Raw genomic sequence first — 14,458 nt, 5'->3', positions numbered from 1 at the left:
CGGCCCGAAGCTACGCCCCCCTCCGGATGCAGATGAACCCACACGTCCTGCTAGAGGCCGTCGCCCAACGCTACCCGGTGGCGAACCACGCCTCGGCGGTGGCCGCGAGGGATCGTCATGTGGGCATCGGGATACGGTGCGACCAATCGAGTCTGGTGCTGTTCGAGGCGGTCAGCGGTTCTCGTACTGTTCTCGCAGGCTACGAGGGACACGACCTCGGCTCGATACCTCGATGCCTTTTCCCGCCGCCCAAGCACGAACTGCTGCGGCGTCTTCATCGCCGCTGGACTTGGGTCGTTGCGCACCTTTCCGGCTCGTGGATCGCGCGGCCTGGACGAACGGAGAAAGCGCGGCGGCAAGCGCATCACGATTCTTGCGTGCGAGGTCGATCTCGTACGTCTTGCCGTCGTAGGTGAACGTGACCGTTTCCGCATCCGCGAAACCATCGATGTCATCGACGACGCTCACGACAGTCCTCGTAGCCATTCTTGCCTCCTGCGGCGCGGCCCTCACCGAGCCGGGCGAGATCCCATGACCAGCGCGCATCGACGACTGGATCGCGCGGCGGCTCGGGCGGCGCTTTTTTCACGCGGTGGACGTGTTACGTCATGGCGAATAGGTGATGTGGCCATGATCTTGTCCGGGGAACCATTCGATTGTTCCTCGCGCGAAGCGACTGATTGCACCTATCCCGGTGGTCGACTGGTCGTCGATGGGCAGTCCAAGTCGGCTCTGGTCCGGTAGATCCCAGTAAGTCCGGGCGATCCATCCATGTATTTCGTGTGCCCCGGTCGGCTCACTCCAGTAGATCGCCTTGTTCGGCGTCTGCGGGAGGCTTGGGTCATCGGAGAAGTACGACACTCTGCCGTCCAATGCGGGTATCTCATCGCTGGTCGGGAACCCGAAGCCGCGGTCTGCGCCGAGGGAAACCCATTTCTGGCAGATGGCGCCGTAGACCCGGTGAGTTGCTGCTCCCGACCGATAGTGCATGTGGCTGTAGTGGCGGGGGTCTGGTTCGAGGAGGTCCGCCAGCCATCGCGTGACGACGTCACCGTGTTCGAAGGATGGGACGGCCGCGTATCCCTCGGTGTAGCCGTTCCACGTGTCCACAGTGATACCAGCGATCGCGGGGCCCTTGAGCTGACTGACCCAGTTGCGCCAACGGTCCTCGGTGTAGTCCCGGTTGTCGCCCCAGAAGCCGCTGCCCACCTCGCGCCACACATAGCGTCCGTCCATACCGTTGGAAACGTCCAGCAGCACGGGGATGCCGGTCGCGGCCCAATCGAGCAGGGCGGATCGTTTCCAGTCCGCCAACGTCTCGAGGTTGCTCGCGTTGTTGTCCACCGGTGGTCCCATCTTCGGCCCGGTGAGGACCTTGTCGCTGAACACCTCCGACTGGAAGCCGTTGATCGCCAGCACGGCTGGTTCAGCTCGGAGATCTGCTCCGGTGCCGTGCGGGGAGGCCATGAACCCGGGTTGGAGCCCGATTACGTCAAGGCAGAAACCGACTCGGATACCGAACGCCTCCTCGACCAACTTGGCGACATGCGTGAAGGCGGCGGCGAATGCGGCATCGGTCGTCTCGGGCAACGATGACCACACGTGCAGTAACTGCACCGCGTACCGTGGTTCCCCGGCGTGGTCGTAGAGCTGGGCCCACAGGTGCATCTTGTCGTGGAACAGCCTGAACAATCTTCCGATCCGGGCGATCAGGCCGGGAGCGATCTGGCCATGCACGGACGGAGAGGGAAAGTCGGTGGCGAACTGCCACTGCCGAGTTCGTGGATTCTTCGGATCGCTTCCCCCCTCGATCGCCGGCATTATCACGAGCCCGTTCACCTCGGCCGCTCCCAGTACCCCCGGCAAGGACGAGCCGTCCAACGCCATCGGGGACCATTTGGGCATGTCGCCCCAATAGCTCATCACCACGGTGTTGGCGTGGGCTGCTGCGATGCGGGCCATCACTCGGTTACGACTCGCAGGGTCGCTGTTCCAGTGCTGATCATCGGCCAAGAGAGGATGAGTGGTGTACAGGTGCAGGTTTCCCGCGGCCTCGCCCGCGAAGAAGTACACACCCTTCATCGGCACACCTTCTAATCCGGGCGAGGCGAGCAGCCCCGGCGCCTCACTCAACGCCTATCCCCAGGCTGTCGCTGAACGGGCTATCGCTACCATCGACCCCGGATAACAGGTACCTCATGCTGATCTCCGATCGTTCGATGAGGATCTCGCCTCGAGCTCGTGGTCTGCCCGGCGCGAAATGGGCTACCGCGACCTCATCGGCTCGTTGCTGACCACCTAGAGGCTCGAGCGATCCTCGATCTTGGTCGCCACACGCCTTAGTGTGACGCCAGGATTTCATGAGCGAAAGGGCTCATCTACGGCGGGTATCCAGCTTCTGAATAGTGACGATTCGAATATTGATTCCTGTCCGGGCACACGATCCAGGAATGTCCACGATCGTCGCGCGAGTGTCCGCTCCGCGTTCAGCGTTCTACTGACCCATCACAGCGGGACGATCGTCGTCGACGAAGCGATGCCGCGCGAGCATCCCTCAGCGGGCGCGACTGGGTTCAGACCGCTTTCGGGTCTTCGCGCGTTGCTGTGATGCTCGGCCGGTGAACTGAACCGAAAAACTCGGCGTCCTGTCTTCGCGCCGCTAACCGACGCGGGCGTCGAACTGATGACGCATGTAATCCTCACCGAAGAGAGGCTGGAGTCCGGCAGCGTCGGTGAGAGATCCGTCCCTCCGGCGAAACTAGGGGGGTGGTCCGGGCCGGAGGGACGGTGGCGCGTCGCCACTGGGGGAGGAATAACGGCGCGCGGTTTGCGGAGACGATTGGCTTCCGGAAACCACCCCGGCGAGCCTCGCCTTGTCCGGGGGTATGCGAGGCGGAGCGAAGCGATCCGCAGCGCGATGAGGCGTCCGGGCGAGGACCCGGGTGTCGCGGTCGTGGGTGGGTTGGGATCACGCTGGCCGTGGCGTCGGCCGTCATCGGCGTAGGTGCAGCTGTTCCGCGAGACGCTAGCTCAGATGGCCTCGTATCCACACGTCGAGGTCGTCGACGGCGACGTCTGCTTTCGATGTACGCTCGCCTATTGGACCCGCTGCGTGGCGAGGTCAGTCGGCTTCCGGCGCCGGGTAGAGGAAGACATGAACCGCATCCTCGCGGAGGCGGAAGCGGATGATGGTCCCGTCCGGCAGCCCCTCGGTGTAGGCGTCGTTGAATGCGGGCCACACGCCGAGATCGACGAACAGTTCGGTGCCCGGAGGGACGCACTGAGCGTTCAAGATCCCGCGCGGCCAGCCCTCGGGGGATGGCGGGCCGGTGGTTCGCCCCAAGTCAAGAGCCATGAGGCACCGGCGACCCTCCGCGTCCACAACGGACCACGGTTCTACGTCGCGATAGCGCTCGAACCCGCGAAGGGTGGAGAGATCGCCGTCCACTCCGATGGCCGCCATCAACTGGATGACCCGGTCTTTGGCCGCCGTCGCGGTCGGATGCAGGGTCTCATCAGGGTGCGGTCCGAGGACTTCGGTCACGGCGTATCCGAGAAGGGCGCCGACCACGATCGCGGCGATGAACGAGATGCGTCGCGACCGTGTCACGGTGGCACGCCGCCAGAGCGACCGCCAGGAGTTTATGCTCGAGGTCACCGTCGGCGCCTCGTCCATCGACACACCTGGAGGGACCACTTGATGGGCCGCGGGGTCGGCGGTGACGGGAGGCGCCGTCTGCGAGGCATCCGCGGCGGGAGGTGCGCGGAACTCCCTGCGCGGGCGGGGAGCCCTGTCGGCGACGTGAGCGGCCTCGAGTTCCACCAATCTCGCGAGCGCCGCCGGATCGCTCCCGATGTCGGGATCCGGACCGTACGCCCGCGCGCGCAGCTCGTTCAGTTCGCGCTCGGCGTCTGACGGGGGCGGGCGTCTTTCCATCAGTCTGCCCCCGGAAGGAAGTAGATGTAGGCGTCCACCGTGGCGCCACGGAGGAAGAACCGGATGATGCCCTCGCCGGGGTGTCCGTCGAACGCGTCACCCCATGAGGAGACGTCGATGAAGAGGTCCGCCGGCGGCGGAGCGCAACCCGCTTCGGAGAAGAGGTTTTTCGACCGTTCCACCGCCATCAGACATTGAGAGCCGAAAGCGTTCTCGGCGGACCACAGTTCGAGCCCCAGGTATGACCCGTAGGCGCGGAGCGTCGACCCATCGATCTCGAAATGCGGCCGCTCTTCGCGCACCAGCCTGAGGACCCGCTCGTCCGCCTGTGCTGCCGTCCGTTGCAGAGTAGCGTCCGGGTGCGGGGGCGCGGACACCAGGACGAGGTTGGTCACCACGGCAACCAACGCAACCACGGCAACCCACAAGGCCACCGCCCAAGCGACTCGACGCGACCGTGTCGCCGCCGCACGACGCCAGAGCGACCCGAGCCCGCCTTCCATCGCTGGCGACGACGGCCCCGGATCCGTCCCTCCCGCCGACGCACCCACCATTCCGCCTTCGGCGACCGCCGTCGCGGGAGAGAGCGGCGCCGATGAATCGTCGGGGATTCTGACACGTTCGCTCACCGACCACGCAGATGGAGCACCCCGCATCGCCTCGAGTTCGGCGAGCCGCGCCAGCCCCTTGGAATCGTTCTGAACGTCGGGATGCGGCCCATACAACCGCGCTGGAAGGTCGGATAACTCGCGGTCGGGGTCGGATCCGGAGGAGGATCCTGCCACAGTTGAAACGTACACCCGCAGCAGGAGCGCTTCAATGCTGCACCCATTGCGAAGGCGCGGCGCGAGGATCGTCTCTTACCCGCTCTCGATCGCTGTGCGGCCAGGGTTTCCGTTTGCGAACGCGTCAATCCAAATGTCGACTATCGCCACACACGGACGAGAGGGGCATTTGCCCGATGCGCGAGACAGCTCCGGTTGAGTTTCAGATCTTCGCCTTTTGCCGTTGCCCCGAGCAGCGTCAGAGTGGCGACGGCTGCACCACCGTTGAGCAAGAACAACGGCGACGACATCGCGTGCTCGAAGGCCGCTGTCGCGCGGTTCAACTACAACTCGTGGGTCCGCTGCGTTTCGTAGACCTTGATCTCGCGGTCACCGATCCTGTCCGGGACGTCTCGTCCACCGATCTTGCCGGTCCTACGCCTCTTGCCGACCACATCCGGTGGTCCCGCAGGCGAACCGCGACAGGCAAGACCTGGTGAGGTGGCGGATGTATGGATCAAGCCAGCCGGGTGCCCCTTCCGTGCGGTCCAGCTGCTGGCCAGGGATTCGGACCCGGTCAGCCGACTGAACCTGAAGGACCCGACGCTGGCGGAGGCGCCCCAGTCGCTGACCTCAGCAGAGCTGCACGCTGCGCTCGTGCGGGTTCTCGGCGAGCTACCACCGCCGTTGCGGCGGACGTTGACCTGGGACCAGGGCACCAAGATGGCGCGGCACCTGGACGTGACCGCCGACACCGGAACGAAGATCGATCTACTTCTGCGACGCCGCCAGCCCGTGGCAGCGCGGCACGAACGAGAACACGAACGGCCTCCTGCGTAAGTATTTTCCGAAGTCGACCACCCTCGCCGCGCACTCCCCGAAAGACCTCGCACGCGTCGAAGACGAGCTCTACCGACGACCGCGCCTCACCCTCGGGGACCGAACCCCAGCCGAGCTCTTCAGTTGGCTGCTACATTCCCAGAATCGCCCCTCGTTACAATGACCGCTGGAAACCAAGGCGCCGAAAGCGCTCAGAGTTCAAGCGCCGCCGACAACTAGCTCGGGACGTCACGGTCGCAGATGCGGCAGCACGAAGTCATGGCCTTGCGCGACATGCCCGTTTCCTGCGGTGCACCGGCCCTTGCCCTCGAAACCGTCGTAGAACATGACGTTGCACTTGCTGCAAAATCGCCACTGCCTCTGCGCGGTCGGAGTCTCGGGCACATCGTGGGGCAGCGCGAAGTTGTGCCGGAAGCGCGTCTCGCGGGTGTGGCCGCGCCCGCTCCCGGGACAGACTCCCTTCTGAGGGAAGCCGTCGAAGTACATCGCCCAGCACGTGCCGCAGAACCGCCAACGGTCCTGCGCAGTGGACGATGGGGTCGCGCGAGCCGGGATCTCGAATTGGAAACCCATCGGCTCGTGGGACCCGCCGGCGGGGCAGAGCCCCTTGGGAGTTCCTGCGGGCTCGTGCCTTCCTTCATAGAAGAGGGTGTTGCACTTGTGACAGAAGCGGAACGCCTGGACGACCGTCAAACTCATGATGAAGCTCCTCGCTGCGGTACGGAACAAACGAACTGTCAAGGACCTGGGCTCTCCGTCGCTTATCCTTCAGTCGCTGCAAGGACAGCTGGTCTGAAGAGTTGGAGCGTCGGGGAGGCGAGCTGATACATGGCGGCACAGCGGCTCATCGCGGGGATTACGTCGGAAGCTGCGCGATGTCTCAGTTCTCCAGCATCGAGTGCGGAGTTCTCCCGCGGGGCCTTGCAGAATGAGAGTGCTCAACATGGCGCGGATGAGGTTCGCCAGTGCTCGTGTCAGCAATGCTCACAACCTGGTCCCGTACAAGCCGCGCGTTCTCCCACGCCGCCTCAGCGGCCTGGCGGCTGCGGCGAGCAGACGTCGCTTGCACGAAAGTGAACACCGCAGCGACTACGACGACGGCGGCGAGCAGCAGCCCAAGCCACAGTGCGACGGTGATTGAGCCGGTATCCATCACGCGCCCTTTCGCTTCTGTTCGCGGGCTGACCACCACGGCCGATTGGGAAGCGGCGTTGTTCCGTGCCTTAGGTCGGGATGTTCAGTGAGGTTCGCCAGGGTCCGGGGCGACGTGAGAACAAGCTACCCCGCACAACTTGGACGGGCAACTGTGGGTGGTCGAAGACCAACCGCGGGGAACGCCGGCCGAAAGTCAGCCACTCTGACCCCGCTCGGGATCCCTAAACGCGCACCCGCTGCAGGTTCGTCGTCCGGTCTCGCCGCTTCTCGTGGGGCGGCTGGTGTTCCGCAGTCATGGCCAGAGCTGTGATGCAGCGCACTGGTAGTCTGCGCCAGGGAGGAAGGCACACGGATGGCTGAGGGTCAAGCCGAGGGCGGGGCGTCAGACGCCTCCACGAAACCGTCGCGGACCCGCCGCTTGATGCAGATCGTTCTGGCCGTCCTGGTGGCTTTCGTCGCGCCGGTGGTGTTGCTGTATACACTCGCAGGGCCCTCCGCCGCAAACGCGATGGTCCTTGGCGTGCTCGTCGGGGCCCTCGGGTCCAAGATCGGCGGAACTCGCCGGATGCTCTACCTTGCGCCGGTGATCGGGCTGGCCGCGGGGCTGGGGGCGGTCACCGCGTACCGCTGGTGGTGGGTCGGTCTGCTTGCTGCGACGGGTGTTGTCGCGGGGGCTGGGATCGGGTTTGGATCGATGCTTCCGCTGCTGATGATCCCGTGGGTGGCGACCTTCGCCAGCCCGGCCCCGTCGGGACAGCACGCGGTGGTCTACGGGGTCATCGTTGGGGTCGCGACGGGCTACGGCATCGCTCTGGCCCGGCGGTTCGGAGCGGCTGCGGTCGTCGAGGGCAAGCGGGTCTCCGTCGGTCTCGCGGCTGTTTCGGCGCTGGTCTTCGGCGTGATTCTGGGTGCCGCGGCGGCGATCGGCGTGGCTTTGGGGTGGCCGCAGCCGTTCTGGGTTCCCGAACCGATCCTGCTCCTCGCCCTGTACGTTCTGATGGGCAGGCGGGAAAAGATCACCGGAAAGGCGATCGGCACCGCCGTCGGCGCGGTCGCGGCGATCCCCATCGCGCTGATCGCACCGCCGACGTGGGTCCTCGCGCTGATCGCCGCCGCTGCCTTCGTGCTCGCGTTCCTGCAGACCAAGGCGTATTGGCTCAGTTACGGCCTGTACACCTTCGGCCTGGTTCTGGTCCTTGCCCCGCCGGGAGAGGTCGCCTCGGAAGCAGAGCAGCGTGGTGTGCAAATCCTTGCCGGCATCGCCCTTCTCGTGGTCGGTCTGGTCATCTTCGACGCTGCGAGCCGGTGGCTGGCCAAGCATTTCCCGCAACCGGAACTCGCCCCCGGGCCCACCGAAACGTCGGCTTAGGTCGGGTTCGCGACCGGGCACTCTTGACGCGTGCCGATGATTGCCTAGCCGACGAGTCCAGGACGGACGGACGTGTGGGACAGATGAAGGATTGCTCCCGTCAAGGATTGTCACGAGTGGAGCGACGCCGCCTCATCGTGCAGTGACTTGGCCGTGCGCTGCTGGCGACTATCGTGTCGACGCGCTGTACTTCGCGGTCGCCGTCTTCTCGACGGTCGGCTTCGGAGACATCGGCGCAGTGACCGAGCTGGCGTGGATCCCTCGTGACGATTCAGATGATCCTGGACCTGATCTTCTCGGGCGCGGTAGTGCGGCTACTAACCGAGGCAGTTCAAAGCGGACGAAGGCGCAAGATCGGGACGGGGTGTGCGCCAGGATGGCAGGATGACGCCGCGCTATGTAAGGCCGACAGGAATCGATGCTGTCTTCAACAATGCTGTCGGGTGGCTTACGAAGATGGGACTGCCGCTGGCGGGCAGTCGTGTGCTGTCGGTGCGAGGACGAACGAGCGGCGAGTGGCGATCGACTCCGGTGAACCCGCTTCGCGTTCAGGGTCATCGGTACCTTGTGTCGCCACGCGGACACACGCAGTGGGTGCGGAACATCCGCGTCTCCGGTGAGGGGCGGCTCGCGAGCGGCCGACGCACGGAAGAATTCCGAATCGAGGAGGTCCCGGACGACGAGAAACCCCCCATCTTGCGGGCCTACCTCAAGGCATGGGCGTGGGAAGTCGGTCGATTCTTCCAGGACGTGGACGCCTCCTCTCCTGATGCAAGACTTCGCGAGATCGCTCCAGATTTCCCGGTGTTCCGCATCGTCTGAGTAATTGAGACTGTGGATCCTGGCCCGCGCGGCATCCGCTTGCGGGCGACGCGTTCCTTCGCAAAGACCGCACGGGACATCGATGGATCCTGACACAGCATGCGGTCTGAGCAGACGTGTCGTCGCCCTTGCGCACTCGCGCGGCGGGCGTACGTTGGGTGCGAGGAGGCGCCGTGCCGATCGACCACTTCGGGTTGGGTGTTCCCGACGTCGAGGCTGCCAAGTCCTACTACGACCAGTTGATGCCGAAGCTCGGGTTTCAACCCTGCTTCGGCAACGGGTACTGCCCGATCGATTGGACTGGGGCGCAGCTTTTCCTCTACGAGGCCGGGGACAAGAAGGCATACTCGCGTTATCAACCAGGACTGCAGCACATCGCGTTCCTGGTTGCCAGTCGGGCGGAGGTGGACACGATCTACGACTGGGTGCGTGACCGCGGCGACGAGGTCCTGCATGCGCCGCGGATCTTCCCGCAATTCGGCGAGCACTACTACGCGGTCTACTTCCTTGACCCGCACGGCTTCAAGCTCGAGGTGGTGTGTCCGACGGCCGAGAGCGAAGTGACAAGCTAGCGAGCGCGTCACCAATCGTTCGGACGGTGTCGGTGCCCATCCCCGACCACCGTGACGATGAGAGAGCACAGCAGGATCTTTGGTGATCCGTGGAGCGTCACGCTCAAAGACCGGCGTCGGATGCAAGCCGGCCGGTGGACGAACCAGCCCTGACCCGCTCGCTCCTGCGCCTTTCAAGCCGGCGGCTCGAGGCTCAGCTGGCGATGAGCCGTTGAAGATGATCGCTTTCCTGCTCCAGGACCTCCCCGGGTTCGCTGGTCTCCAACTGCCAGCTGGTGGTCCTTCCACGCGGGCCCACGAGACGTGAGCTGCGCAAGGCGGTCCCGATGCGGTTGCGGGCGTCATTCTCGAGCTCCGGCTCGACGGCGAACAGGGTGCGCAGCCGGACCAGATCGCCCGTCCTCTCCGCACGCGTGTGGTGCGGCGCCAGCGGGCACGGAGGGTCATGCTCCCAGTGGCCGCAGAGCGCGACGGTGATGGCCGCGCCAAGCGCGTCTGCGTCGCCGCCCGGCGCCATGGTCACCGTGGCATCGTGGGCGAATGCATTGCGCGTCCCCTGTCTCGTCACCCCGCCATCTTCGACGCCCGCACTGCACAAAGCAACGTCTTCGCCGCTTCAAGCCGCGCAACGCGCTGCTGCGAGGGATCCTCATGCGAACACTCCCGCCTGCTGGTGCACGGTCAGGCGCAAGGCGCGTATGAGATCGCCGGTGCCCAGAGTCAGTTCGGGTATTCCGGGTTGGGTTTGGCGGAGGCGGGAAGCAGTATCTGGCTGATGACGGCCGCTACGTCGTGGGCGGTTGGTTGCTCGCCGGTGAGAAGGATCTGTTGAAAAAGCACGGCTGCTCCGGTGCGCGCGAGCAGGGCGATGTTCCCATCGGTGGGGACTTCGCCTCGTTGCTGGGCCTCGGCGAAGACTGTTTCGAGGACGGCGAGGCGTGGTGCGAAGACTTCATGGCGGATTGCCTCGTCGGCAGGTGGACAGTCTCCGGTGACGCTGAGGGAACCGAGACTTATGAGTGGGCCGATGGCGGGTTCTTCATCCTGCAACACATCGAATCAGGCGGCACCCATGGCCTGCAGGTCATCGGTCACGAACACAAGTACGGCGACGAGCCCAGCGCCGATATCCGGTCCCGCCACTACGGCTTCGGCGAGGGCGAAACTCTCGGCTACACCTGGGAGATCGCTAACGACCCTCGCACCATCTGCATGGGCGAGAGAGGTTCCCCTCCTTACTACGAGGGCACCTTCAATCAGGACGGGACGGTCCTGAATGGTGCATTACCCCGGTGGAGGCGGCTACTCGACCGTCTCCACGCGCGCCAGCGGACGGTCACACCCGGCCCGCGCTCACTCGACCTGGATGTTGCCGCCCTCGAGGTAGCCGGCCCGCGTGTAGCCACCGTAGGCGCCGCCGGTGAGCGCGATGGCGAAGCCGTCCCCGGTGATCTCACCGACCGATCGGCCCGTCTCACCTTGATCGAAGACCAGGACCGTGAACGTGCCCGGCTCTTCGGTGTCCTCGCCCGGAGATCGGTACGTGCCCTCGAACTGGACCGCGGGAAGGCCTCCGTACAGTTCGGCCGCCTCCGAACACGAAGCAACCCCCTCCACAGGAAGGGGGTTTACCGTGCCGTGGAGCCGGATCTTAGGGAACTGCACCCCATCGATGATGCTCGGCTCATCGTGGTAGGTGATGTGTCCCGTGATCCGCACCCGGTCCTCTGTCATGTCGCAGGAGTAGTTGAACCCGAAGTTCGCTTGGCCCTGAAAGACACTGGCCGGCCCTCCTTCCAGGGGTTCACCGATGCGCCCGCCACCCGACGCCTTACACGCACTCAGCCCCGCCAGCATCACCAACGCCAGCGCTCCAGAAACGAGACGCCGAGCCATGGACCGGTATGACTCAGGAACCATCGACCCTTGCATGTTCAATCCTTCGACTCGTAGCGACGTGTTACCACAGGGCGGCGGTCACCAGCCTGGAACTTCAGCCGGCACGGCGGAGCGCCACGGAGCACGCCACTCCGGTGCTTCCCACCCCGCGCCGATGTAGATCCGCTCGCGTGAGATCAGGCCTTGGCGGAACTCCAAGAGCCCCAGACCAAAGGTCGTCGGGCCACCGTCGTAGGTCGCGGACAGCTCCACCACCGCAAGGTCATCGCGAATCGTGACGCGAAGCACCTCGAAGCCCACTTCCGCCGGGTACTGGCTGCGCCACGCGGTGAAAGCATCCCGTCCCTCGAACCTCTCCCCAGACTGGGGGAACTCGAGCACGGCGTCCTCGTGATACAGCTCCGTTGCGTGCTCGACGTCGCCGCCCGGCGTGCCGAAGTACAGCCGGAGCTTGGCTTCGATCATCGATTCGTCGACCACAGTGATACCGCTACGCGCCTAATTGCCGCTGCGAACGCACCGGGATCCGGATGCGCCCGCCGCCCGAACTTGCCACCGCTTAGCCGTTGCTGTCGCAGATCAGCCCGGCGGGTTCATCTGTCACGCAGTCGTTGTCGATCCAGGTGTTACGCAAGTGGGTCCCATCGGCCGGTGTCAGGTCCCCCGCGTCGGCGAGGACGTTGCCGTGCATCGTGTTGCCCTGAATGGTGTTGTCTCTCGAGCTCGGCCCTAGAACGGCGATGCCGTACCAGCCGTTGTCGTAGGACAGATTCCCGCTGACCACGTTGTTCTGGTTGTTATTCAGACCGATCCCGTTGACACCGTTGCCGTAGGACGTATTGCCGCTGACCACGTTCTCTATGTTGTCCATGTTGAGAGAGATCCCATTGACACCGTTGCCGAAGGTGATGTTGTCCGCGATGATCCCTTTCTGGAGGGAACCCGCTTGCGCAACGATCCCCTGTAGCCTGGCGCCGGAAACCGTATTGCCTCGGATTGCGATATTGGTACTGCGAGCCTGCACGTCGGGCGTCACACCCTGGCTGCTGACCGCGATCCCTGTGGTGGTTGTGTGAAGCGGGGCGCCGCCCTCGACCACGTTGCCGAGAACCGCCACGTCCGTGTTGGCCCTGGAGATCCAGATGCCGAAGCCCGTCGAGGCTGCGATGTGATTCCCGACGACCCGGACGGATTCGGAGTTCTCCACCCACATGCCGTGACTCCCGCTCTCGCGGATGGTGTTCTCCCGGACGGTCACATCCTCCGTTGGTCGGTATCCCCAACCCACCTCGAAGCCGGTGAAGCGGGTGCGGAAGACGGTGTTCACGTCGATGACCCCGTTCTCGAGACGCATGATCTGATTCGTCGTCGCCCACCAGTTCTCGCGCAGGCAGTTGTGGTCGACGCGGGTCCGCCGATCTCCGTTGCTGCCCAGCTCCACCGCAAGACCGTTCATGCGGAACACGTTGTGATGGAGTCGATAGCCGGAGTGATCGTCCGTGGCACGGACGGCGGGGACGAAGAGTTAATAAATCCCATCCATTGTGGCGACCTCGTCGATCTGGCCCTGGATGACCAAACCCGCGAGCTCTGCGCCGTCTGCATCCAGCGTGACCAGCGGCTCGCTCGGGTCGGTGCTGGCAGGTGCCGGCGGCTGAAGCACGGCGAGCCGGGTGGTGTCACCGACCGATGCCGGGTCGACCGTTAGGCAGTCGAGCTGATTCACCCCTTCTACCGGACCAACGATCCGCACGCTCTCGGTGATGTGCAGCGGCTCGTCATACAGACCGGGGCACACTCGGATCGTATCGCCGTCGACCGCGGCTTCCAGTGCCGCGGCGATCGTTTCGTACGAGGCCTTGCCGCACTGCTGCCCGTCGTCGTCTACGACAAGGGGCGGCCGTGCCCACGCCGCCGAGCTGCCCAGCATCGGTGACATGAGCGCGCCCAGCCCGACGGCGACGCCGATGACCCATCGCCCACGAACCTGCAACGAACGCATCTTCACCTCCATGACCATCCGCCCTTCGCGCGTTCACCCGACCGAATCCGAACACACTGAGCAACGAGCCGGCGACCAGGATCGTGCCGCGTGTCACGCAATTCGAAACGAATTGTGCCCCTCCTGTCCGCCCCAGGTCAACGGGTCAGTTGCTTCCCACACAACAGGACTCATGGGGCACGGCGGAGCTGGCAGCCAGCGCAAAGTCACAGCAACGGACTAGCCTGCGATTCCGCAGCGTGTCACGCAAGGTATCGCGTTGTGCGCAGGGTTCATCGGTTCCCTACAGAGCCCACCGGCGAGAATCGCCATGGTCAACCACATCGCCCACACCATCGTTGTCAGAGTCGCAACGTCCTGGGCTGACACTGTCGGCGTGATCGCTATTGCACGGTGAAGGATCCCATCGCCCTGTGCGACCGACTCTGCCCATTGATTTGGTCGGGTCTTTTCGCAAGTATTCGCGCATGAGTGACAAGACCGATTCCGAGCAGATCGACGACATCATCGCGCAACAGAGTGATTGGAAGAGGGACGTACTGATCGCGCTTCGAGCCGCGATCAACGCCGCCGACCCGGCTGCCATCGAGGTGGTCAAGTACAAGAAGCCCTCCAAACCGGAGGGAGTTCCGTTTTGGACGCACGACGGCGACGTCTGCTACGTCGAGGTGCTGAAGAACGCAGTGAGGCTGAATTTCTCGAAGGGTGCCCGCATGAAGAGCAACGATTTCTTCAACACCCGACTGGACAGCAAAGTCGTTCGAGCCATCGATTACTCCGATGGAAGTCACGTGGACGAGGCGGCGGTTAAGGCGCTCGTGAAGGAGGCTGTGGAGCTCAACGTCGCCGCCAAGTGACCCCGCCGGGGAGAGCCGAACCGGCAAGCCACCTGGCACTGCCTGCCCCAGACGCCCCTGCGTAGACCGCCCGCGTCCCGACCGGCCCCGTGCGAACCCAGCAGTCTGCGCGCGACTCTCTGGAAACGGTCACACCCGCGAAGCAGTCGTTGGCTCCCGCTGAAGGATCGGCGGATTCAAGCGGTCATCGCAACAGGACGTCCCCGATGACTTCGTTCGGGGTTTGGAACTCTAGTCGTTT

16 protein-coding genes and 1 pseudogene are annotated in these 14,458 nt (G+C 64.6%); 6 read left to right on the top strand and 11 right to left on the bottom strand.

What is annotated here, in order from left to right; translation table 11 throughout:
* Window positions 1–171: 171 nt before the first annotated feature.
* The 4 genes from ACPW96_RS22435 to ACPW96_RS22420 form a co-directional block, all read right to left on the bottom strand.
* Window positions 172–486: a histone-like nucleoid-structuring protein Lsr2 gene (locus ACPW96_RS22435; protein ID WP_425885872.1), complete on the bottom strand. Its 315-nt coding sequence runs from the start codon at window positions 484–486 to the stop codon at window positions 172–174.
* A 120-nt stretch (window positions 487–606) separates the two neighbouring features.
* Entirely contained in the window at window positions 607–1,962 is a 1,356-nt protein-coding gene (locus ACPW96_RS22430) for an LGFP repeat-containing protein (protein WP_425885871.1), read from the bottom strand.
* Window positions 1,963–3,121: 1,159 nt separating this feature from the next.
* A complete protein-coding gene (locus ACPW96_RS22425; protein WP_425885870.1) occupies window positions 3,122–3,937 on the bottom strand; it encodes a hypothetical protein in 816 nt (271 codons plus the stop codon).
* Window positions 3,937–4,332, bottom strand: coding sequence for a hypothetical protein (locus tag ACPW96_RS22420; protein ID WP_425885869.1), 396 nt, complete (start codon window positions 4,330–4,332; stop codon window positions 3,937–3,939). Before ACPW96_RS22420 ends, ACPW96_RS22425 begins: the two co-directional genes overlap by 1 nt.
* A gap of 870 nt (window positions 4,333–5,202) precedes the next feature.
* Between ACPW96_RS22420 and ACPW96_RS22415 the strand changes: the two genes are divergently transcribed.
* On the top strand, window positions 5,203–5,541 hold the full coding sequence (locus ACPW96_RS22415; protein WP_425885868.1) for a hypothetical protein: 339 nt from the start codon (window positions 5,203–5,205) through the stop codon (window positions 5,539–5,541).
* Between the two features lie 228 nt (window positions 5,542–5,769).
* On the opposite strand, the gene ACPW96_RS22410 is transcribed toward ACPW96_RS22415, so the two are convergent.
* The gene (locus ACPW96_RS22410; protein ID WP_425823851.1) at window positions 5,770–6,240 is read right to left on the bottom strand and encodes a hypothetical protein; all 471 of its coding nucleotides are present in this window, start codon (window positions 6,238–6,240) and stop codon (window positions 5,770–5,772) included.
* Between the two features lie 877 nt (window positions 6,241–7,117).
* Here ACPW96_RS22410 and ACPW96_RS22405 point away from each other — a divergent pair.
* The 4 genes from ACPW96_RS22405 to ACPW96_RS22390 all read left to right on the top strand — a co-directional run bounded on the left by ACPW96_RS22405 (window position 7,118) and on the right by ACPW96_RS22390 (window position 9,459).
* Window positions 7,118–8,065 carry an FUSC family protein gene (locus ACPW96_RS22405; RefSeq protein WP_425885867.1) on the top strand — a complete coding sequence of 316 codons (948 nt, stop codon included), beginning with the start codon at window positions 7,118–7,120 and terminating at the stop codon, window positions 8,063–8,065.
* Window positions 8,066–8,207: 142 nt separating this feature from the next.
* Window positions 8,208–8,453 (top strand): ion channel, encoded by a 246-nt coding sequence (locus ACPW96_RS22400; protein ID WP_425885866.1) that lies wholly within the window; start codon window positions 8,208–8,210, stop codon window positions 8,451–8,453.
* Window positions 8,450–8,887: a nitroreductase/quinone reductase family protein gene (locus ACPW96_RS22395; protein WP_425885865.1), complete on the top strand. Its 438-nt coding sequence runs from the start codon at window positions 8,450–8,452 to the stop codon at window positions 8,885–8,887. The genes ACPW96_RS22400 and ACPW96_RS22395 overlap by 4 nt, the downstream gene beginning before the upstream one ends.
* A 173-nt stretch (window positions 8,888–9,060) precedes the next feature.
* A complete protein-coding gene (locus ACPW96_RS22390) occupies window positions 9,061–9,459 on the top strand; it encodes a VOC family protein (RefSeq protein ID WP_425885864.1) in 399 nt (132 codons plus the stop codon).
* A gap of 193 nt (window positions 9,460–9,652) precedes the next feature.
* On the opposite strand, the gene ACPW96_RS22385 is transcribed toward ACPW96_RS22390, so the two are convergent.
* From ACPW96_RS22385 to ACPW96_RS22360, 6 genes and pseudogenes are all read right to left on the bottom strand, one after another.
* A complete protein-coding gene (locus ACPW96_RS22385; protein WP_425885863.1) occupies window positions 9,653–10,027 on the bottom strand; it encodes a hypothetical protein in 375 nt (124 codons plus the stop codon).
* A gap of 152 nt (window positions 10,028–10,179) precedes the next feature.
* The gene (locus ACPW96_RS22380; protein ID WP_425885862.1) at window positions 10,180–10,512 is read right to left on the bottom strand and encodes a TetR-like C-terminal domain-containing protein; all 333 of its coding nucleotides are present in this window, start codon (window positions 10,510–10,512) and stop codon (window positions 10,180–10,182) included.
* 300 nt (window positions 10,513–10,812) lie between these two features.
* Window positions 10,813–11,193, bottom strand: a complete 381-nt coding sequence (locus ACPW96_RS22375; RefSeq protein ID WP_425823863.1) for a hypothetical protein — start codon at window positions 11,191–11,193, stop codon at window positions 10,813–10,815.
* Window positions 11,194–11,436: 243 nt separating this feature from the next.
* The gene (locus ACPW96_RS22370) at window positions 11,437–11,838 is read right to left on the bottom strand and encodes a nuclear transport factor 2 family protein (RefSeq protein ID WP_425823865.1); all 402 of its coding nucleotides are present in this window, start codon (window positions 11,836–11,838) and stop codon (window positions 11,437–11,439) included.
* A 79-nt stretch (window positions 11,839–11,917) separates the two neighbouring features.
* Window positions 11,918–12,835: pseudogene (locus ACPW96_RS22365) on the bottom strand (right-handed parallel beta-helix repeat-containing protein); the annotation flags it as partial.
* A 48-nt stretch (window positions 12,836–12,883) separates the two neighbouring features.
* Entirely contained in the window at window positions 12,884–13,360 is a 477-nt protein-coding gene (locus ACPW96_RS22360; RefSeq protein WP_425885861.1) for a hypothetical protein, read from the bottom strand.
* A 467-nt stretch (window positions 13,361–13,827) separates the two neighbouring features.
* Between ACPW96_RS22360 and ACPW96_RS22355 the strand changes: the two genes are divergently transcribed.
* Window positions 13,828–14,217, top strand: a complete 390-nt coding sequence (locus ACPW96_RS22355; protein ID WP_425885860.1) for a DUF1801 domain-containing protein — start codon at window positions 13,828–13,830, stop codon at window positions 14,215–14,217.
* Window positions 14,218–14,458 lie beyond the last annotated feature (241 nt).

Source organism: Micromonospora sp. DT81.3, from assembly GCF_049847225.1.
Lineage (GTDB): Bacteria > Actinomycetota > Actinomycetes > Actinomycetales > Microbacteriaceae > Microbacterium.
The sequence above is the reverse complement of the archived record's forward strand: the minus strand, read 5'-3'. Positions and strand labels throughout refer to the sequence as shown.